The organism is Lactobacillus panisapium, assembly GCF_019469265.1.
Lineage (GTDB): Bacteria > Bacillota > Bacilli > Lactobacillales > Lactobacillaceae > Lactobacillus > Lactobacillus panisapium.
This window is the reverse complement of sequence record NZ_CP048268.1, coordinates 913,246-937,975: the sequence shown is the minus strand read 5'-3', so window position 1 is coordinate 937,975 and position 24,730 is coordinate 913,246. Positions and strand designations below refer to the sequence as shown.

4 protein-coding genes are annotated in these 24,730 nt (G+C 36.3%); 2 read left to right on the top strand and 2 right to left on the bottom strand.

Annotation, left to right across the window (positions count from 1 at the left end):
- Nucleotides 1–44: 44 nt before the first annotated feature.
- A complete protein-coding gene (locus GYM71_RS04420; protein ID WP_220221064.1) occupies nucleotides 45–515 on the top strand; it encodes a YueI family protein in 471 nt (156 codons plus the stop codon).
- A complete protein-coding gene (locus tag GYM71_RS04415; protein WP_220221063.1) occupies nucleotides 515–1,831 on the top strand; it encodes a replication-associated recombination protein A in 1,317 nt (438 codons plus the stop codon). Before GYM71_RS04420 ends, GYM71_RS04415 begins: the two co-directional genes overlap by 1 nt.
- 85 nt (nucleotides 1,832–1,916) lie before the next feature.
- On the opposite strand, the gene GYM71_RS04410 is transcribed toward GYM71_RS04415, so the two are convergent.
- A complete protein-coding gene (locus tag GYM71_RS04410; RefSeq protein ID WP_220221062.1) occupies nucleotides 1,917–12,236 on the bottom strand; it encodes an SLAP domain-containing protein in 10,320 nt (3,439 codons plus the stop codon).
- Between the two features lie 274 nt (nucleotides 12,237–12,510).
- A complete protein-coding gene (locus GYM71_RS04405) occupies nucleotides 12,511–24,498 on the bottom strand; it encodes an SLAP domain-containing protein (RefSeq protein ID WP_220221061.1) in 11,988 nt (3,995 codons plus the stop codon).
- Nucleotides 24,499–24,730: the final 232 nt, after the last annotated feature.

Genomic DNA, 24,730 nt, shown 5'->3' with positions numbered 1-24,730 from the left:
TACATGGAAAGGGTTTTTTGTTACTCGAAAGGAACAAGCAAACAATGTCCGATGATTTAAATACCAGAGTTGCCAATGCAGCACAAGGAATCACCCCCCAGACAAAGCCTGATGAACGCAGGCGCTTCTTAGGATCACTACGTGAGCGGGTTTTTGTCAGAATGACAAATGCGGAAGTTGAAAATAAAAAATTAACTGACCTATTTTTAGCTCACTTTCAGGACTATCTTAAATATTCACTTTTAATTAACTGCAATGTAAATGATGACTTTTTAAGTCAAGTAGAAACCCAATGCAGTCAAAATAACATTCCATTTACCATTGTCAGTGACGAAACTGCTAAAACTGGCCCAGATGATACGGCGATTTTGGTAGTTGCGCAAACAGCAATTAATAAAATGCGAATCGAAATTGCGCAAGTTTATCCACCAGAAATACCTAAAACGGAGCTGAGCCAACCAACTAAACCTAAAAAAGTCGGTTTTTGGAAACGGATTTTTCATGGAGACAAATAATGAAACCTTTAGCATATCGAATGCGACCACAAAACTTAGATGAAGTTGTGGGACAACAACATTTAACCGGGCCCGGCAAGATAATTCGCCGAATGGTTGAGGCCAAACTTCTTTCCTCAATGATTCTTTATGGGCCACCAGGCATAGGTAAAACAAGTATCGCTAGTGCAATTGCTGGTTCAACCAAATACGCTTTTCGTAAACTTAATGCAGCAACTGATAGTAAAAAACAGCTTGAACAAGTTGCAGCTGAAGGTAAAATGAGCGGAACAGTAATCCTCCTGCTCGATGAGATTCATCGTTTAGACAAAGTTAAGCAGGATTTTCTTTTACCATTATTAGAATCCGGTCAAATCATTTTGATTGGTGCTACAACTGAAAATCCTTATATCTCGATTTCGCCTGCCATTAGGTCACGTTGCCAAATTTTTGAACTTAAACCGCTTGCTGAAACTGATGTTGCTAAAGCAATTGACCGTGCTTTAAGCAATCAGACCGAAGGCTTAGGCAAATATAAAGTTAAGCTAACTGCAGATGCCAAGCAATTATTAATTCAAAAAGGAAATGGCGACCTTCGTTCTACCCTGAATGGACTTGAATTAGCTGTGCGTTCTACAAAGCAAGAACTCATTATGGCTAAAAAAGATCCCGAAAAAGGTTTTACTATTAACCAAGACGAGATGGCTAATTCAATTCAAATGCGTAGTCAAAATTTTGATGCTCATGGTGATGGACACTATGATTTAGTTTCCGCTTTCCAGAAATCAATTCGCGGCTCTGATACGGACGCTGCTTTACATTATTTAGCGCGTTTAATTGAATCTGGCGATTTAATCTCAATCTGCCGCCGGCTTAGCGTAATTGCCTATGAAGATATTGGTCTTGCTAACCCCGCTGCTGCCCAACATGCCATTACAGCCATTCAAGCTGCGCAAAGTTTAGGCTTTCCCGAAGCGAGAATCCCTCTTGCCAGTGCGGTTATTGAATTGTCGTTATCGCCCAAAAGTAATAGTGCGATTAGCGCAATTGATTCCGCTTTAAACGATGTTCGAAGTACTGATTACGGCAGTATCCCTGATGATTTAAAAGATGCACACTATTCTGGAGCAAAAAAATTAGGACATGGCACTGGCTATGTATACCCGCATTCATACTCCGGCGACTGGGTGGCTCAGCAATACCTGCCAGACAAATTAACTGGTAAACAATATTTTGCGCCCAAAGGAAATTCAAAAATAGAAAAAGCCCTTAAAAAGCAATACGAGATTTTACGACAAATGCAAGACGAAGGCTTACGTAAAAAGTCTCATAATTAAGTCCAGTCATGCATTTTTATAATACAAAGAAGCCGTAAACCGACTTTATCGGTTTACGACTTCTTTTTTTATCGCTTATTTAAAACTAGAAGTTAGCAGCTTTCACGAATTTATTGATATCGCAAATATAATATTTGTGACCATTAATCTTGATTGGATCACCATAAACTCTTATCTGCTGACTCTTTCTTAGCATTCTTCTAGTTTGACGCTCTCCGTGTTGATTATAAATATATGCATTGTGCTTTAACGCAACACTTTGACCATCAATATTGTTGGCAGCAATATACAAGCCATCACTCAAACGATAGAATGGACGACCATTGATAGTCGTTTGTTTTTCAAAATTAAGCTTTGAGCCTGCCAAAACAATTAATCTGTTAGCTCGAATACCACTTTGATCATACAGATATGAATTATGCATAACTCTTTTTTCAATGATATTTTGGCTAGTTAAAGCGCTGGATGCGGCAACATTAGCCGTTTGAGCATTTTGAATAAGCTTACTGCCAACATTTGCTGCTTTGACATAGCGGTTATGGGCAATAATATAGTATTTCTTGCCTTTAATTGTAACTTGAGAGCCGTAAGTTTTAATTTGCTTGCCCTTATAACGGATACCTGCACTCATAATTCGTTTGCCATGCTTATTGTAGACAAATGCATTATGACGTAAAATCCGGCTAGTAGATTGCACATTACCAACAGCTAAGTAATACTTCTTCTGTTTTGCACCTTGATCTACCAAAATGTAGAAATCGCGACCATTAATTCGGGTAATGCCATGACTGGTAACGATTGAGCCAGCACCTAAAATAATTTGATTATCACGCTGACCATTAGCATTATACAAGTATGCATTGTGCATTAACATTACTTCTTCTGTCTTATTCTCAGGATTATTATTATCCGAATTAGTTATTGGGTTAACAACAGGATTACTAATATTGCTATCTTTTGGATAATTGTTTTGCAAAATCTCAGAAATAGTCTTAGGGTCAGAACTAATTAAGGATAAATGACTAACTGCTTGCGTAATTAGTGCTTTAATTTGCTCAGGATCGGATATCGAAGCAAGATTATCAGTTAAAGTTTTTCCTTGCTTAGCAATTTCCTTAGTAAGAATTGCCTTGTCAGCAGCCGAATAATCAGATCCGTCCTTATGCTTGAGTTCAGCCACAACTTTTTGTGCACTACTGATTGCGTCCGTAATTGCTGCATTAGCTATTTCCTTAATTGCAGTTAGCTTATCAGCCTCAATTGCTTCAGGTGTGTCACCTGTTACATGTTCATGATCGTTATATGCTTTAGCAGTAGCTGCAGTAACTGAGTGTGAACCAAACTTTTCATTCAGTTGCTCTAATGCATGTTGATACGTCTCCTTGATTTCTTGGTCAGCATTGTTTTTGGCGAGAGTCTTAGCTTGATTGATATAACTTTCAATGTTGGCTTTAAAATTATCAATTGCAGATTTAATCTGCTCAGCTTTACCTGTAGTATCGCCAACTGGAGCCACAATGTTATCAATCTCATTCCGGCTGCTTTTTGCATGATCCTTTACTTTCTCAATTAATTTATCTTTATCCTGCTGACTCAAGCTTTGATGAGAGTTAATTTCATTTTTAGCACGTTCAAGATTCCGTGAAATCTCTTCCTGCGCATTAAGCTTGTTAATTGCAGTCATTCCTTTGTCGTAAGCGTCATTGATGTTTTCCATCGTATTAGCTTGACCAAATGCACTAATACCGTCATTGATATCCGCAAGATATTGTTTATAAGCTTCATTATTACGCTGATCATCAGTCAATTTATTAAATTCGGTTTGCAAGCCGCCAATCTGATCTGATCCACTCAGAGCATTTTCTTTTGCTTTGGCAAACCAGTCATTTGGCTTATGACCACTTTGCCATAATTCATCAATTTCCTTACCAACATCTTCTGGTATGTCTTTACCTTCATTAACCTTATCACTAGCAGCAGTAAATAGTTGGTCAATTTCTGCTAATGCATCTTTTTTATCATCCGGCGATAGTTGAGAAGCATTAATAATTTTAGATGCTTTGGCCTTTTTAGAAACAAGGTCACGCAGAGCAGTTGACTTATTGCCTTGCTGTTTTGCCTGCGATATTAAATCGGCAAAACCAGCATTAGCAATTATGTCATCTGCCTTCTTCTTAACTTCCTGTTCATCTGAATCGGTAAGATCATTAATAGCTTGCTTACTGCTGTCATATAATTGTTGCAATTTATTCTTAAATGGTATTTGCTCATCTGGCAACAGATTAGAATTAATAATAGCAGTTAAAGCAGCAGCTCTTTCATTTTCTAGCTTGGCAATTGCTTCTTGCTTTGCCTGTACAACTCCTGCTTTTTGTTTCGTCAAATTAACAATAACGTCAATTCCCTTTTTACCAAAATCAGGAACTTGTCCTTCAGGTACACTACCGTTTAAAGCTGCACTAATATTAGCTTTGGCGTCATTCAAACTGTCTGGAGTTAAAGCAGTTAAGTTAACGTTATTAATCTGATCAATGGTCTTCTTTCTAGCCTGTTCAACCTGATCTTTTAGCGAATCAATCAATTCTTTTGCCAAACCATTCGGATTTTCATCAGATTTTTGATTTTGATCGATGGTCTTCTTAGCTTGAACGGCATAATCATTAATCGCTGCAATCGCAGTGTTCTTCTCAGTCAAAAGATCACTTGGTAATTTAGCATTATCGATTGCTGTAATTGCATTATCTTTTAATGATTGCAAATCAGCAGTCTTATCTGCTTTTAGAATAGCAGAAATACCATTTTGCAGTGCCTGATCAATCTTATTTTCACCAGCTGTAATTTGAAGTGGATCAAGTTTGGAACTCGGATCAGACAGCGCTGCTTTAATTTCATCCGCATGTTTATTTAACTCGCCAATCAACTCATTTTTCTGCTGGAAGCCATCAGTCAAATTGGTAACAGCATCTTGGGCATCTTTAACAATTTGCTTCATGGTTGAAATTGGCTTTACGCCGGTTTGAGCCGTCTTCACATCGTTAACTGCCTTATCGTGCTCCTTGTCAATCAGACCCTTCATTGTATTAGCTATTTGACTTATTTCTTCAGGGGTCTTACCAATTTGAGCTGCCACCTGATCAACGATTTGATATGCATTCTGACTTGCCTTATCCAAATCACTCAGGGCCTTGTTTAACGCTTCAGATTGATCAAGATCTGTCTTAATCTGATCCAAACTTGTCTGCCCATTTCCTTTAGCAAGTCTTACTTCATCAATACTGCCTGCACCATCAAGAGCCAAATTGATAGCTGTAAGTGCTTCGTTAACTTGATTGGTTAAGCGATCATATTGTGTTTGATCAATCAAATGATTTTGCCACGATTGACTAATTTGATCTTTGAGTTTACCGGCCTGTTTAGTCAGGTCATCCCTAGCTGCCACTTTTTCATTTTTCAGTGCCGAATCTTTGGCTTGGGCTACAATACCGTTAAGCGCCTTTTCACCAGCTGACTTAGCAGCATCAACTGAATTGACATCAGTGGCTTGATTGATAGTTGCTATTGCATCTTTTAGGCTCTGCTCAATTGCATCCTTCTCCTTGGGAGCATCATCGCGCGCCTGATCGGCAATGTTATTGAGCTCATTTATTGCCTTATTTTTAGCAACTTGCAACTTAGCATCTATCAATGCTTGATTAATATTTGCGATTGCTTCTGCCTTTAAACCGGCAATATCTTTTGCATCAGCACCACTAATAATACCTTTTGCAGTATCATAAGCATTTTGTGCTTTTTGCTGGAAAGCAGCTACTTGTTCAGGAGTCAATCCCTGTTTTCCATTCTCATCTAAAAGATCAGCAATTTGCTTAAGAATTCCTTCCGTGCCAGTTTCAGGATCACCATTTAAAATAGCAGCCAATTCATTTAAAGCAGCTTCTCGCTGTTTCTTAGTATTTTCAGAATTAGCAATCGAAATAACGTTGTTAATGCCATTAAGCGCATTTTTTTCATCTTTAGCAACAAGTCCAGCATCAGTTTCAGCATCAATGTTAGCCAAACCTTGGTTAACCACATCGTTTAAAGCAGTTATATCTTTTTCATCAGTTAATTTAGTATGGGCATCAGCGCTGGCCTTTCTGATATTAAGTTTTGCCTGTGCTTTATTGATTGCTAGTGATGCTTCTTGTTCAATAGTTGTAATTTGATGGTTGCCATCAACTAATGCATCGCTTACTTCAGACTTATTCTTAGCTTTATCAATTTTTGTCGTAGCAGTTGTTAATGCTGTATCGATTAACTGTCCGCTATTTGTCGCTTTTTCGTAAGCACTACTTGCATTATCATAATCTTCTTTAATTGCTGCTTTTTCAGCAGTAGTCAAATTAGGATTATTTTGAATAAAATCATTATAGTCTTTAATAAACTGATCATATTGAGTTTTTAGATCGCTCTTAGCACTATTAGCCGCTGTTGCGATTGAAGCTTTCGCCTGTTCTTTTGAGCCTGCAAGGTCTAAACTTTCTGCAGCAATTTTATCAATTACATTTTCTCCGTCAGTTTCCGCCTTTTTGGCATCTTGTTCGGAAGTAGCCTTTCCGATATTTTGGATTGCAGTTGCCGAAGCATCTTCAATCTTTGCAATTGTTTCTTTCTTAGCATCATCTGTTAGAGCGCTAGAATTATTAATTTCCTGAATTACCTTGGCAACGTGATTATTTAAGTTCTGCTGACTGATGGCAATAGCAACATTGACATCACTAACAATGTTTTTAAGCTCTGTTACCCCATCATCGGCACTTTGTTTAATTTGCTCAATCGTTTCCGGATTAGGGTCCTTTATTGCAGCATATGACTTATCATAGCTATCTTGAACCTCTTTCAAAAACTTATTCTTAGTTGGAAGATCAATGCTATCAAGCTTATTAATTTGATCAGTCACAATGCTCTTAGCAGTATTTAACTTGTTCCAAGCTTCCTCTTTAGCTCCTTGGAATGCTGCTGTCGTACCAATATTAGCTAATTTTGCCTTAGCAACATCTTTTTGGCGATCAATTCCATCAATAGCAGTCTCTGCCTCAATTGCTATTTTAGCTTGAGAAAGTGCATCTGTAATTTGGCTTTCATACTGATCTTTTTCTACGCCAGACAGTGAGGCATTAGCCTTAATTTCGGCTAATGTAGAATTAGCCAACCGGTCAAGTTCAGCCAAAGCATCTTGCTTATGCTTTGCTAGTTGCTGAACTTCTTCATCATCGGCAATACTATTAGCAACATTGTTCATGCTACTAATACCCAGCGTACTGTCTGAATTGATGTCAACAATACTGGTATCATTTTTAACTAGACCAACAGCCTTATCATAATAGCCCGTAATTGAATCAATGTATTTTTGTGCACTTTCCTTACTTATCTTATGATCAGTTGAAGCTTGCTCAATTACTGCAACATTTTTCTTTTTGGCAGTTAACAAATCATTGATTGCTGCTGATCTTGCAGCCTCAACTAACGCCTTAGTAAGAGCATCCTGAATATCAACTTTTCCTTGATTTGCAGCCGCATTTAAATCTGTAGTATTTTGTGCGGCCTTAATCTGGGTTGTTGCCAACTGTTCAGCTTGATTAATTAGGTCATTATAATATTCTTTATTAGTGGAACTTAATTGCTCATCACTAATTTTACTAATTTGATCACGTGCATCTTGTGCCTGCTTACTAATACTAGATAATGCAGCTTCTTTTTGTGCCTTAAATTCGGTAGAAACTTTTCCAGTTGCATCCTGAAGAATGTTATCGATTTGTGAAACCAGTGCATCTGCTAACTTACTGATAGCAGAAGTTGGCGTTTTTTCTACCGCATTATTGTAACTAACAATTGCAGCAGCAATTTGATCTTTAAAGCTCTGCTTTTCTTGATCATTTAAAACATCTAACTCGTCAATCTTTTTATTGACTTCATTTTGCTTAGCAACGATTGCATTATTGGCGTTACTGATGGCATTATTGCGCTGAGCAGTTTCATTAGCAGCTGCTTGCAAATCTGCTAATGCTTTAATTCCTTCACTAATATGCGTCTTTATTTCACTAAAGTCTTGACTAGTGTCAATTAAATCGCTATAGCCAGTTTTGTCTTGTGAAGTTAATAAGTTATTAGCTTCTTTTTCGTTATTAGCAATATTCTCACTTGTTAAACCAGAAATATTTCTAATATTATCTAAGACAGTATCACGTTTGTCCTCAAGTCTCTTTTTTGCGAGAATTTTAACTTCATTTAAAATATTTTCTTTTGCAGTTGCTTTGGCTGCAGAAACTTTTTCGGCAATATCAGCAATAGAACCATCCTCATTCTTGTCGCTTACTGATTCTATATTGGCAGTACCATTTTTTTGCTCGGTGCTAATTTTGTCATTTTCAGCAGTAGTTGTTTCTAATGCCTGCTCAATCTCATTAACATAAGCGGCAAGTTCAGCTTTAGCAACTTCCTTTTCAAAGAGATTCTTGGCCTGCATAACTTTATTTGCTATCTCTTGATCATTGTTACTACCATAAATTGATTTATTTTCATCAAAAGAAGGAGAATCTTTTTGAGCAGTCACAACTAAAACAGCTTGATCAATTGCATTTAGGTACTTCTGCTGTTCATCAACGTTTAAGCCACTGTTTTGCAATTTCAGTTTAGCAGCACTGGCAGCATTAGCTATTTCGATTTTAGCAGCGGCAAGTGTCTTTTCATTATGGACATTGGCAATAGCATCCCTTCCTGCAGAACCATCGTGATCACTACCAGCAAGAATTGCACTAACAGCTTGATTCAAAGCGTCCTTAATCTCACTAGCATCTTGGCTGTGCTGCTCAATTTGCTTATTGGCTTCTTGCTCAACTAATTTTATAGCCGCAATTTTATCTTGAATTAATTTTAAATTACCTTTGGCTTGTTCATCTGCGGTCTTAACTTGGTCTTCATTTTGAGCTAGATCAATGGCACCGTCTCGTTTGATAGCATCCTTGACCGCAGTAATTTCTTGGCCATCAATCAATCCATTAATTGCAGTTTGCTGCGTTTCAGTTAAATTATTATCTCCCCCTGCAGCTTTTAAATCTTCTTTAACACTGCTTAACGACTCACTCAGTTCTTGTTTAAAATTATTCTTATAAGATTTTACAACTCCGTTAATATTCTCTTTTTCACTAGCCAAAATGTCAGCTAAATTATCTGCAGTGGTAGTAGATGACTTAATATTGTTTGTAGCAGTTACCAACGCTTGGTTAATTTTGTCTTTAATTGATGGATAAGCAGCCGACTGATCATTAGCTAATGATTGTAATTCGTCAATTGCCTTAGACTTTTGGGTTTGTAAATTATCATGAGCATTAGCCGTATCAATTGCCGCTTGAATTATTGCTAGCGCTTTCTTTTGCCTACTACTTACGGACAAATGATCTTTTGCCCCATATACAGAAGTATTTTCATCATAACCCTTTTCGGTTGGTTGTTTCGTGTAAGCATCTGCCTGGGCCATTGCTTGGTTGAAAGCAGCGGCCTGCTCTGGAGTTAGGCTTGCCGGTAAATTATTTTTGGCTTGGGTAATTGCTGCTTTGATTGCTTGTGCCGCTTCTTTTTGCGCATTAGCTAATGAAGCAATTTTCAAGTCAATTGCAACTGGCCGTGATCCTTCATCAAGAGCGAGCGGATCATATTCAACGAAGTTAGCATGCGGTGTCAATAAAATTTGGGTTTTTTCATCAAGATTAGCTGTAGTTGATGTCGGTAAAACTAACCTAAAGGAACCGTCATTGTTGACTTTGGCAGCAAATTGCTTTTGTTTAAGACTTCCATCGGAATCTGCGGTTTTACCATATGGGCTCTCAATCATATTGCCATTTTGTTCGTTTTTCGGGAACCAGCTAGTTATTTTGCCACTAGGACTCTTTAGGCTAGCTAAAATATAGGCATCAGTTCCGCCCGGAAGAATCTTATTGAATAAGCCATCACTTTCGGGTCCATCCTTGCTTTCTTGATAATTTAGCACAGATCCAGGAGCACCAACGACTTCTCTTGAGCCATCTTCATTGGTGACAACACTAACTTTAGTTGGATCTATGTCCAAAAAACCACTTGTATTAGCTGGAATAAAGCGAGCGTTGTTATATCCGGGAAGTAAGCTATTGGCAAAAATCTTAGAAATTACCTGAGCAAAGACTGTATCAAAAGTTGAATTTTGTTTACCTGCATCTTCTAAAATTGTCTTTAAGAACGGTATCTGGTTTAAAATAGCTGAAACAACAGGTTTTTTCTCTAACTCTTTTACATAATCAGATGTAATCTTGGTATTACCATTTAACATTTCAATTTTATTAACGTTGAGTGTGTCACTACCCTTTTGAACCTGCAAAACATGGTATGGCGGAAGCGCAATTGATCCCGTAAGACCAATCCCATTGAGTAAGTCACCTAGATCAAGTGCCTGGCGGACGTTAGTAATTGAAATCTTATTGTTCCCGATAATGCTGGTTCCTGGATTCTTATTTAAATGTGCATCCAATATTAAGGAACGAGGGTTATTAACAATAATTGAACCACCCTGGCCAGTATCCACCAAGATAATAGCGTTTCTACCAGTATCTACTCCTTCTAGTCGAGCTTCAAAACTACCATTTTGAACAGTAGCAGTTCCTTCAATCAGAACCAAAGTATCGTTATATATGCCCATGTTCTGGCCAATGATGGTTAAAGAACCTCTTGGTCGAATATTAATGTCGCCACCATCATACAATAAATTTCTTCTCTTATTAAAAGCAGCAATATCACCATTAGTATTAATTTTGACATTTCCGCCATTTAGAATATTAAAGGCGGAAGTGTTACCCTTAGTGGTTTTATTAATATAAATGGCAGAAGCCTGTTTGTAATCGTAATCTGAAAAGATACCTGAACCAATATTAATATTCAAATCGCCTTGAACATTAACCGTTTCTTTATCGCCTCGCATTACGATTGCAAAAACAGTTCCAGTACCTTCTGCTGGATTAGCTTTAGTCGCATTAATACCATCGGCGTTACCACGAGGATCTAAGGTGACTGTTGCACCCTTAGCTACGTTGACGGTATTATTGCTACCATCCATCTGAATGATGTTACCCGCAATTGTTTTGCCGATAAAGTTACCTTCGTCAAAATCAATTGTGTTATCAGATTTGGTAAACTCAAATAATTGCTGGTTATCTCCATTGGAAGCAGTAGTACCAGGATATGGGCAATGAATTGTTTCCGCCACGTTTTGGTCACCAACAAAATGGATGTGCGTTCTAGAACTTGAATAAACCATCTGTGAACCATGGAAAAGAACGTTTTTAAATGTAATTACTGCTTCTTTTTGATTACCAACATTAGCCGTATCAATAACACCAAAGAAATCAGCACTGTATAACTCTAAATTTTCATAGGTCAAGTCTAGAGAATTAGCAGAAGTTAAGTTAGGATGGTTGCCTTTAAAATCAATTTTGTGTCTACCCAAACCAGACGATTTAATCAGCAATTTTCTTCCTGTAAAATCAAAACCGGTAGTGCCATTATCTTGGTCAGCTGAAATATCATTCATAATATCGATTTCGTTAATTGTCGTATTAGCAGGAATCTTTTTTTGCTGATAGGCATTAACAAATTGACGCCAATTATATACCTTAGCAACATTGCCTTCTACTTGCGGTGTATCACCTATTATATCCACCAAGCCTAGATTTTGGTTAGCTTTAGGTTGTTGTTTGGCCGGCTTAGTCGGTTGCTTATTGGAAGAATCATCTGGCAGCTTATTTTGCTCTAAATCATTATTAGTTTGGTCGTCTTTATTTTGCTTATCTTGCTTTTGGTTACTATTACTAGTTCCAGAGTTAGCAGAAGCATTGTCATTTGTATCATTATTTTCCTTAGAGTCGGCCACTTCAGTAGAAGAATTGCTCTTTTCTGTCTCTTCATGGTTAGGAGCAGATGAATCATTAATAGCTTTTTGGGTGACTTTCGACACCTTACTGTCCTGCTTTGTTTGAGAAGCTGAAGATTGATCTACATTGCTTTCTTTAAAAAACAAGCTTAAACCAGAATATGTTGTCAAATCTGGCTTATTACTTTTTTCTTCATTTAAGTCAGTATGATTATTTTCTTTTACTACATTATTTGCCGTTTTGGTAGTCGAATCAGTGGCAACCTGACTTGTTTGTTGTTCAGGACTAATTTCGCTTGCCTTAACAGATTCAGCATTTATACCGAAAAATGAAAAGCCTAATAAAACAGAAACTGCACCAATACTCAATTTACGAATTGAATACTGGTCATGCTTATCTTGCATTTCCATTTGCTTCAATCGTTCTTGAAAATTATTTTTACCTAACATACAGATATCCTTTCTATTAACCATAGCCTATACATCTATACCGTAATATCTGTAATTATTAAAGTCAATTTTAAAGCTTTTTTAATATATTTTATAAAAGATTATAGTAAAAGTAATTATTAGAACGCTAAAATTATTATCATCATAGGCCTATTTTTCCTATTTTTTTATTAATAAATCTAGTTTATACGTATCTATGTATACATATAATATAAGACAAAACTAAATCAAATATAAAAAAATGGTACAACCTGTATCTTCAACAAGTTGTACCACTTTTATTTTATCTATTTAGCTTTTAAAAATTGGCCTTCTTTACATATTTGTTTTTAGCAACAATGTAATAAAGCTTATTTTTAATTTTTACTGGTGCACCATATGTCCTTACTTTCTTATGCTTGCGTAGAATTCTCTTACTTATGCGATTACCATATTGACCGTAAATAAAGGCATTATGCTTTAGTTTCAATTGCTTCGGATCAATATTGCCAGCAGCTATATACATTCCATCAGCCAAACCATAGTAGAGCTTATTATTAATGCGCTTAATGCCAACCGTATCAATGATCGAACCGGCTCCAAAAATCAATTTGTTGCATCTCACACCTTTTTCATCATATAGATAAGCATTATGCATGATTGTTTTTTCGACAGTTGCGTTTTCTTTCGTGCTTTCAGGAACGCTTACTGGCGTAACCTCAGCATTTTCTGTCTTAGGAACAATCTTCTCAATATTAACCTTGCTTGCCTTAATGTATTGGTTTGTACCAATGATAAAGTACTTTTCACCACGAATGTTGACTACATCGCCATAAGTATGAACGGTCTCACCTTTCTTAATAACGCCCTGATTCTTAATCTTATTGCCGTACTTATCATAGACTGAGGCATCATTCTTTAGTTTTTGTACCAAATACTTAACATTGCCAATCGCCAAATAGTATTTTCTATTATTATCACCTCGATCAATCAAAATGTAGTACTGATTGCCATTAATATTTTCTATACCATAAGTCTTAACAATTGACCCGGCTCCAAGAATAATCTTATTGCACCGCTTGCCGTCAAGGTCATAAACATAAGCATTATGCATTAAGGTAACTTCCTCGGCATTGGCTACAGAGGTATCAACATCCTTATCTCCATCAGTTCCTGGCTTAGTTGCTACAGGTACTTGTGAATTACCAGAACCGTCTGATGAACTTCCAGAGCCACCCGAATTAGAATTATTAGATGAACCATTATCCAGAGTATCTTTGATTTGTTTGGTTCCTTCATCACGAGCATCATCTGTATCTGTTTTACCGGTTTTATCGTCCTTTTTACCTGTAGTTTGATCTATTTTATCTTTAGCATCCTTAGAATTTTTATCGATCTGATCCTTAATATCCTGCTTTTCTTTGTCAGTGTATTTTGAACCATCCGGTTTCTTGGTCTCATCTTTATCAAGCTTGTTCTTGGCATTGGCAGCGGTATCATCTACTGCACCCTTGGCAATTGCTTTTTCTGCATCGAGCTTACTCTTTTTAATCTCATCGAAAGTATCACCAGTAACATGTTGATGAGTATTCCAAGCACTATCAGTTGCACTCGTGATAGCTTGAGCACCGTATTCCTTATGGAGTTTATCAATTGCTTCTTGATACTTTTGTTGCAGCTCTTGATCAGCTTTAGTTCTACTTTCATTCGTAGCTTTGTTAACTATGCTTTGAATTTCATTTACCGCATTGTTAGCAGCATCGCTAATTTGACCTTTTATCGTTTCTAGATCACTAGCTGAATTAGAAATGTTAGAAATGTTTTCCTTACCTTTTTTGGCTTGGTCTTTAATCGCAGCTATCATCTGATTTTTCGTGTTTTCGTCAATATCATCATTTTGAATAAGTTCGCTGATTGCTTTATCAGAAGCAACTTGGACAGTTTCCTTACCCTTAAGCTTGTTCAAGGCTGTCATACCCTTATTGTATGCGGCAGTGACCTTTTCCATTTCACTAGCATTTTTTATTCCTTCAATGCTATCTGTAATATCTTTAATATCAGCAGCATAATCTGGATTCGATTTTTGTCTATCAGCTAATTCGTCAAGACCCGTCTGCAGACCTGCAACATCACCGTCACCAACCAGCGCATTATTTTTATCAATAGTGACCCACTTAGAAGAATTTTTAATAATATCGTCAATTTCTCGACCAATTTGTGCTTCATCGGTTGGTATCTGGCTAATATCTGTTTGCTTTTCAATCTCAGTTTTAGCATTTTCACAGGCAGTATCTACTAAATTTTTAGCAATTGTCTTTTGCACTTGAGTCAACTGTGATTGATCAATTATTTGCTTGGCCTGAGCCTGCTTATTCTGCAAGATTCCTTCAGCAGTAGTCTTGGCACCCGCAAGATCAACATCGTTCTTGATTTGATCAAATCCTGGTATTTTTTCACCATTTGATCCTTGAGAGCCCTTAGAAGCGGCATCAACAATGGCCTTTGCTTCTTGGGTTATCTCATCAATCGTCTTATCTGTTCCATCCGGCTTTTTATCAGAAATACTGTTGATTTTACTTTTACTGCTGTCAAAGATATCTTGAATCTTTTGCTTTTGTTTGGCTTGATCGCTAGCAGACAATCCTGATTTTTCGATAGCTTGATCAGCAGCAGCTTTATTTACTTGCAATTCATTAATTGCATTTTGCTTGATTTGATTGATTGCTTCAATTCTAGTAATAGCAGAACTTATATTACTTAAATCTGCTTGATTGTTTTCCTGTGCTTTAGTTAATTCTTCAGCAGTAGTCGACTCGCTAATCCGTTTTGTACCATCTTGTTTGACCTGACTAATCTGTTCCTTTAATTGATCATATTGATCTTGACTTAACTTCTTAGCAGCTAAATCATCGTCAATTTGTTTTTGCAATTTAGCAGTGTCTTGATCAAATTTAGTTTGCGCAGCAGCCTTATCAATTCCAACTTCAGATCCACCAATAATGGTAATTCCTTCATCACGGGCATCATCAGTATCAGTTTTACCGGTTTTATCGTCTTTCTTACCTGTAGTTTGATCTATTTTATCTTTAGCATCCTTAGAATTTTTATCAATCTGATCCTTAATATCCTGCTTTTCTTTGTCAGTGTATTTTGAACCATCCGGTTTCTTGGTCTCATCTTTATCAAGCTTGTTCTTGGCATTGGCAGCGGCATCATCTACTGCACCCTTGGCAATTGCCTTTTCTGCATCGAGTTTACTCTTTTGAATCTCTTCAGGAGTATCACCAGTAACATGTTGATGAGTATTCCAAGCACTATCGGTTGCACTCGTGATAGCTTGCGTACCGTATTCCTTGTGAAGCTTGTCAATTGCTTCTTGATACTTTTGTTTTAGTTCATCATCAGCTTTAGTTCTACTTGCATCAGTTGCTTTGTTAACTTCACTTTGGATATCATTTACCGCAGTGGCAGCTGCCTGCGAAATCTGATTCTTCTTTGCTTCAGGATCACCAGTCGGAGCAGTTACGTTAGCGATATTTTGCTTACCTTCCTTAGCATGATTCTCTGCATTCTGAATAAGCTCATTTTTCTTATCTTGATCCAAATCATTGTTAGCATTAATATTAGCTTTAGCTTTATTAAGGCTTTCATTGATAGTTTCCATTCCCTTGAGCTTATTCAAGGCAGTTATTCCCTTGTCATAGGCTGCACTGATTGCTTGAATGTTGTCAGCTTGCTTAATTGCAGTGATGCTATCAGTAATGTCCTTAATGTTGCCACTATATTCAGGATTTGCTTTCTGTTCGGCAGTTAACTTGTCAAATTGCTCTTGCAAACCATCAATACCTTCAGTACCATTCAATGCATTGGTTTGATCAGTTTTAACCCAACTAGATGAATTCTTAATAATGTTATCAATCTCTTGACCAATTTGTGCTTCATCAGTTGGAATTTTACTAATATCTGTTTGCTTTTCAATCTCAGTTTTGGCATTTTCATAGGCAGTATCTACTGCATTTTTAGCAGCAGTCTTTTGCTCTTGGGTCAGCTGTGACTGATCAATTGTTTGCTTAGCCTGAGTCTGTTTATTTTGCAGAATTCCTTCAGCAGTAGTCTTGGCACCCGCAAGATCAGCATCATTTTTGACTTGATCAAATCCTGGTATTTTTTCACCATTTGGTCCTTGATAACCCTTAGAAGCGGCATCAACAATGGCCTTTGCTTCTTGGATAACTTCTTCTACGGTCTTATCAGTTCCATCTGGCTTTTTATCAGAAATATTATTAATTTTATCCTTACTGCTGTCAAAGATATCTTGAATCTTTTGCTTTTGTTTTGCTTGATCGCTGGCAGACAACCCTGATTTTTCGACGGCTTCATTAGCTGCATTTTTATTTTGTTGTAATTCAGCAATTGCCTCCTGTTTAGCTTGGAATATTGCTTCTTTTGTCTTTGCCAAAGTGTAAACTTTGTCAACACCTGCTTCACCAAAGTCGGCGGTTTCTCCGTTTTCTGGAATACCTTTTTCAGCATTCGAAAGCTTATTCTTTGCAGTTTCTAAGTCAGCAGCCTGCGCGTTTTCAGGTAAATTAATTGCCTGAATCTTTTCTTTTGCCTTTTTAATTGCCTGATCAACCTGATTTTGTAAGTCTTGCTTTTGCTCATCGCTTAGATCTTTGGCAATACTATTGATATCGCCCTTATCTTTTACATATTGATCTAATGCACTAATCTGCTTATTCTTCTCTGCTAATAAACTAGTTGGTAATTTAGCATTATCAATGTTTTGCTTAATTGTATCTTCGATTTTAGCTAAATCATCAGTATCTGTTGCTTGATAAATATTAGTAATTCCTTGTTGTAATGCTTGGTTGATAGCTTGCTCACCAGTAGCAACTTCTGTCGAAGATAAATTTGGATCTTGTAAACTTGTTTTAGCAGATTGAGAATACTGCTTTAAATCATTAATTACCTTATTCTTTTGCTCAAAGCGTTCGGTTAAATGATTTAATGCATTAACACCATCAGCCGCTGCCTCATTTATGGCTACATTAGCATCTTGGGAACTATTTTTAGCAGCTTGAATATTTTTAGCAGCTTTAGAACGTTCTTGTTCAATCTGTTCTCTCATTCTTCCAGCTAAATCAGGATCATCGTTAGCGATCTTATTAGCGGAAGCAGTTGCTTTATTAACTGCATCTTGTAATTTTGCCAGTGCTTCATTTAAGTTCTCTGCGCTGGTGATTGCAGAGCTGATGCCATTCAAATCAGATGTATTTTTAGCAATCGCATCATCCAGGTCTGTTTGCTTTGTAGAAGAAGTAATTCTGGTTTCACCATCACTACGTACCTTGTCAAGCTTGCTCTTTAAGTCATCAAACTGATCTTGACCAATCTTTTTATTCGCTAAATCATTATTAAGCTGAGTTTGCAACTTATTTACTGCTTCTTCAAAACTAGATTTAGCTGCTGCTTTATTAGCAGTAAGCTGTTCGTTATCAGCTGTATTAACAATATTAGTTATTGTGGTTGTCCCATTATCTTTAGCTGTCTTAACTTCATCTTGGTTTTGAGCTTTATCAACATTTGCTTTTGCCTTGTCACGTTCAGCATTAATTGTAGTTTCATCTTTCTTATCTTTATTAACAGCATCTTGAGCAAGGTGATCCAAATCAGCTTTTGCCCTATTCTTTGCTGCTTGCAATTTTGCCGCTGTGACAATGTCATCAATGTTCTTTAATCCGGTGTTCTTTTCAGTATCAATATTTTCCTTAGTAGCACCCTCAACATTTGCAACTGCACGATCATGCGCTTGTTGCAATGCATTTTGGTAGTCTGCTTTTTGCTGGTCAGTTAAGTCTATCAGATTGCCAACATCACCTAATGCACCAGTATTTTGTGTCTTGTCTCCTAGTTTTTGATTTAAAGCATCGATTGCTTCTTGCTTTAATCTCCGAGTGTTTTCTGCATCACTTGATTGAGCAATTGATGTGATATTCTTAATGCCATCAATAGCATTACCTTTTATCTTGTTTACAGTATCAATATCTTGCGCTGCGTCAACATCAGATACTCCCAGCTTGGCAACAACATCGATAGCATCTTGATCTTTGGGATCAGATAGATTCTTTTTAGCTTCGTCTGCTGCTTTTTGAATAGCTTCTTTAGCTTGCGATTTAGTTGCTGACAGGTTGGCCTTTGATTCCGCGTTTCCAATAGAATTAATTGCGTCATTATAAATATCAGAAACATTCTGCTTGTTCGTGGCTTTTTTAATCTGAGCTTTTGCATTTTGCGCAGTTGTATTAATACTATTAGTGACGTCATCAAAAGTAGATTTAAGTTCAGTTTTAGCCTCATCACTTAAGGAGTTATATAAATCATTTAAGCGCTTAATGGCCGAATCAGCGGCATCATCAATTTGCTTACTTGCATTATTTTTAAGAGTATCTAAGCCATTACCTTGTGACTCAGCCAAATCAATTGCTTTTTCACCGTCTTTTTCAGCACTATTAGCTGAAGCGATATCAGTTTGGTTAGTTACTTTTGCTTTCGCACTGTCACGAGCTGACTGAATTGCGGTAATTGTTTGACTCTTAAGATCTTGCGAAATGTCCGTTGAAGATTGAATCCGATTAATAGCTTGTTCAGCATACTGATCAAGCTTTTGTTGATTAATAATCTTGTTGATATTTAAATCTGTAATAACATCGTCAATATTCTTTTTACCTTGCTCTTTTTCCGAGGTAATTTGGTCAATTGTTGCAGGAGAAGGATTATTAACTTTACTTATTGCAGCATCATATGCAGCATCAACTTTTTTCCGCAGCTGATCTTTGTTTGCGCTTGTGACTTCATCCAAGTTACCGATCTTTTGGTAAATTGTGTTTTTCTCAGCTAATAATTCAGAAATTGCCTTATCCTTGGCTGATTGAATATCAGCATCTTCTTGAATTTTATTTAATTCCGCTTTACCATCGTTTAAAGCTGCTTGTACTTGATCCTTACCAGCCGCTTGAATAGCAGATTGAGCATTATTAAACTTTTCGGTAATTTGATTATAATATTTAGTCTTTTCTGTAGGTGATAAATTAGGATCATTTGTAATATGATTCCGGACATTGTCTACCGCTTTTTGTAAATCATTAAGCGCATTTTGCTTTTGTTGTGCTAATTTTTGCGATTCAATATCGGATGAAATACTATCGGCTACACTCTTAATATCTGCTATTCCTTTTGTAGCATGATTGGTGATATCTCCAAGCTGGTAATCTACAGCTATTGCCTCGGTGGCTTGATCATAGTATTTATCAATTTGATTAAGCTTATCTTGCCAACTACTATCACTAATTGATTTTGCATCATGCGCGTCATTGAGCACTTTTTTAGCTGCTTCTTTGGCATCACGTAAATCTTTAATAGCTTTTGACCTAGCAGCCGAAATCTGAGCATCATTCAAATCACGGTTAATATTAGCTTCACCATCTTTTTGAATTGAAGCTATTGCATCAACAACTGTAGTCGCATCAATTTTATCTGTAGCTTCCTTAACATGCTTATCAATTAAGTCCTTGTAGTAATCCTTACTTGTTTGACTAAGTTGGCTATCAGGAATTTGGTCAATTGCATTCTTAGCAGCAGTTGCTTCATCTGCAAGTTTTTGTTTAGCTGAAGTTTTAGCAGTTTCTACTACTTCATTAGCTTTACCTTGAGCTTTGGTTACCACGTTATCAATGTTGCCATTAACTGTATTTACCAAATCATCAATCTTAGAACTTTCTGTCGTTGCTAAATCATTAACTCCTTGATCGGCTAAATCATTAACCTGCTTATGATATGCGGCTTTTTGTTCGTCAGTTAAAGAATTAATATTATCGATAGCCTGATTGGCCTGCTCTTGCTTTTGACGAAGCTTTTGCGTAGCTTCAGTGATTTGCTTATTAAGTTGACCCTTTTCTGTTTGAGCAGCTAGCAATTTGCTTAAAGCGTCAATTCCATCGTTTCTGACAGAATCAATTGCTTCTAAACTATCTGCCTGATCAATCTTTTGATTATAGCCAACTGGCTTTTGCTCATTATTGATTAATTTTCTTGCCTGCTCTTTGACATCATCAATATCTTTTGCAGTCAAGCCAGTAACATTATCTAGTTGATTTTCGAAATCTGATTCAGCATCATTTAACTTCTTCTTAGAAATTTCTTTCAAAACATTTTTCTTTGCTTGTTCTTCTGCAGCATCAATATCAGTTGCTTGATCAATAGCAGTCAAGCCAGCTTTAATTGCTTGGTCAATTGCAGGAGTCGTAGTAACACCGATATTGGTGTTACTTGTTTGACCAAATCCTACCAATTCAGCCTTAGCTGCCGCTTTAGCAAAAGCATTTTGTGCCTTGGTAATTCTCTGCTTGATAGCATTTTCATCCGAAGTGCCATAGATAGATTCATTAGCATCATAACCATCAGTTCCAGGCTGTGCTGTAGCTAATTTAACTGCATTATCAATTTCGGCTAAATAGCTAGCTTGATCATCAGCTGATAACCCTGATTCTTGCACACGCTTTTTAGCTGCCTGTGCAGCATTAATAATGTTTTCTGCTTCTTGGTCAGCATATACCTTATCAATTACCTCTAGACCTTTAGAGCCATCAGGATCATCCCCTGTTATGACGTCATGAACCGTCTTATTTAGTGCATCCTTTATTTGTTCAGCTTTATCGGTATGCTTTGTAATTTGATCCTTAGCAGAATTTTCAAGCTTGGTTATTGCATTAATTGTATTTTGTAAAGCAGTAATTGCATCTTGTGCCTCTTTTTGATGACTTTCAACGGACGACTGATCTTCATCTTTATCAATGTCACCCTTATCTGCAATGATTGCCTGCGGTCGATTAAGTCGATCAGCCAGTGCTAAGATATCATCTTTTTGCTTTTGATCTAGATTTGTATCTTCTGCAATACCTTGCAAAGCCGATTTAACTTGCTTAATTTGATTATTTAAATCTGCCTTAATAGCATTTTTATATTCTTGTGCTACATGATTAATTGTATCAACACCCGTATCCTTTGCCTTGGTAATTTCTTCAGGAGTTTTTGCAGCTTTAACTTGGTTAATGGCATTATCCCGCGCTTGATTTATTGCAGTGGTTTGAGATGGATAAGAACTGATTTGTTTATTGGCAGCATCATTTAACTCATTAATTGCATCTGCACGATTAGTTTCAGTTTCTGAAGATGACTTAGCATTTTTTAGTGCTTGCTCAATGATATCTATAGCTGCTTGCTTCCGATTATTAACTTCAACATAGGTATTTGCACTTGGATCGTAAACCGAGGTAGTTTTATTATCATCCGTAATTGTTTGTGAAGCTGCTGCAGCTGCTTTAGCAATGGCATCATTAAATGCTGCATTTTGTTCTGGAGTCAGATTATTCGGTAGATTAGTTTTTGCATTATTAATAGCATCGTTAATTTCTTGAGCTGCATGATTACGCGCTTCGTTAAGAGTTTGAATATTTAAGTTCTTAGAAATTGGCCTACTTCCTGAATTAATTTCGGTTTGATCATAGCCAATAAAGTTGGCACTTGGAGATAGTTCTACTGAATATGCTTTATTCAACTTAAGTACTTGCTCGGCTGGAATCGTAAATTCAAAGGAACCATCATCATTAACAACAGCAACAAATTGTGTAGGTAATGGATCAAGAGAGCTATTGCCTGTATCTCGTAATGAATCATTTGTATCCGCATACGGATTGGCTATTAGTTCATTACCGTTCGCATCTTTTGGTGACCAAACAGACTTATTTTTATTACCGTCAACTAAGTTTGCTGTGATATAAGCCTTAGTAGCCACAGGTAAAACTAAACTAAAGATGTTTTTTGGATGTTGCAAATCAGTATCTGGCCCGTCCAAGGCAGCATCATAATTAATTACGCTTCCTGCCTTACCTGAAATTGTTTGGGATCCATCATTATTTCTAACAACATCAACTTTACTTGGATCAATATCCAAAAATCCACTTGGATTAGCTGGAATAAAACTAATGTTGTTATAACCGAAATTATTTTGGTTATTAAAGGCCTTCTGAATGATATCTTTAAAAAGACTGTCATAAGTGGCATTAGTACTTGCAGCCGTTTGTAAAGAAGTGATTACGTCTGGTGGTAAAGCTTCGAACTTAATCCCAGAATTGGCCATTTTGTCCTTTAAATCAGTCAAATCCTTTTGGGTAATTTTACGAAGTCCATTCAGTAATTCAATATTATCAACAGAAATTGTTTGATTAGTCTTCCTAACCTTTAAAACATGGAATGGTGGCAACTGAAGCTCATTAATATTAATGCCTAATCCACTTAAATCAAATTTTTGTCTAACGTTAGTAATAGTTATTGGCATTGAACCAATAATACTGGTATTAGGGTTTTTATTTAAGTGTGCATCCAAAATTAAAGAAGTCGGGTTATTAACAATTAAAGTACCACCCTGGACATCAACTAGAGTAATAGCACCAGTACCCGCATTATCCAACAATCTGATATTAAAAGCACCATTTTCGATATCAGCTTTACCTTTGATATAAACCAATGTATCTGAATAGTTACCCATATTTTGACCAGTAACATTCAGTGTCCCTCTTGGCCGAATATTAAAATTACCACCATCGTAAATAACATTTCTTCTATAGTTAAAATCAGCGATATCGCCGTTAGTATTTATATTTACCGTGGCGTCATTTAAAATATTAAAGGTCGAAGTTGTACTATCATTTATGTAAATGGCAGTAGCCTGGTTATTATCATATTGCCCTTTATATTTATCATTTTGAACTACAATATTAAGCGTCCCGTTAACATCAACGGATTCATTATTACCTCTTAAAACAATAGCGAAAATGGTTCCAGTCGTTTCTGCAGGATTACTAATCCAACTAGTACCGTCACTATTACCACGAGGATACAAGCTAACTGTTGCTCCTTTATCAATAGTGACCTTGTTATAATCACCAGACATTTCAATTACATTACCGCCATATGTTTTACCAACAAATGTTCCTGAAAAAGTAATTGAGTTGTTATTACCAGTATATTGGAATAATTGCTGGTTATTACCATCGGAAGGACCATTGACATCATATGGTGTCTTAACTGTTTCTGCAGTGTTATTACCGACAAAGAAAATATGCGTATTATTGTTGGTATATATCATCTGAGAACCATGAAAATCAACATTTTTAAAAGTGATGTTAGCATAATTATTACCTATCAAATCATATGCCCTTGCAATACCATAAAAGTCAGCACTCCAAATGTTCAGGTTTTCATAAGTTAAGTCCAAAGAAGTATATCCATTTAAATTAGGGTGATTACCTTTGAAATTGATTGTATATTTATCCGTTCTTTTATCAGCATCATAACTCTTAATAAGTAGGGTTCTACCATCAAAGTCGAATCCAACCCAGTTGATGTTATTATCAGCAACAATATTTTGCATAATATCGATTTCATTAATAGTTTTATTTTGATATGCATTTCTAAATTGTGCCCAATTATATACGTGAGCTGCACCATTAACAATTGTTGGCAGATAACCGGTTTTATTATCGTTTGCAGTTAAGTCAGTGTCTTTTTTCTTAATGCTGTCAGGAGTTTTTCCTGATTGATCACCAGTATTTGCTGGATCATTATTGTCTTTTGAATTATCTGGTAGTTTACCATTATCCTTGCTATTATCACCTGATCCAGTAATATCAGAGGATTGATCTGAATTCGAACCTTTTGAGTTATTTTTATCCGTTTGATCTGAATTCGAACCATTTGAATTAGTTTTATCCGTTTGGTCTGAATTCGAACCATTCTGATTTAATTTGTCCGTTTGATCTGAAGTATTAGTGCCATTTGAATTTTGTGTTTGACTATTTTGATCATTATTAACGTGATTATCTTTGTTTGTTTCGCTACTAGTTGAACCTGACGAACTAGTTTGAAGTTTGGTTGAGCCAGTTTGAGGAACAGTACTTGCCTTTAAAAATGAGGTCAGTCCGGAGTATGTAGATAAATCCGGCTTTACATTTTGATCTGTCTTATTTAACGTTGTATCAGATTGGGTTGTATCAATATTTTCTTTTTTTTCTTCCTGTTCTGAACTAATATTATCGGCTTTTACAAATTGAGTATTCATTCCAAAAAAAGTAAAACCAAGCAAAACAGAAGCAGCGCCAACAGTGAATTTCCTAATTGAAAATCGCTCCTTTTTATTTTGCATGTTCATTTTTCTTTTCTTTTCGTTCAAATTATTTTTTCCTAACATAATTAGCCTCCCTATAAAGACACCTTATATCTTTCATTTTATTGGCACGGCTAATAAATGCTAATATATTGCTTGTTATTATATTAAAAATACAGTAGTTATTGTTATCTTAAATAATCATTTTTATATTTTAAAAATTTTGCACAATAACTTAATTTCCTGAAAACACTAGGAAACAAGTCCAACCATCAATTTAGCAAATAGAAGATAATATATTTTTGAAAAAATTAAG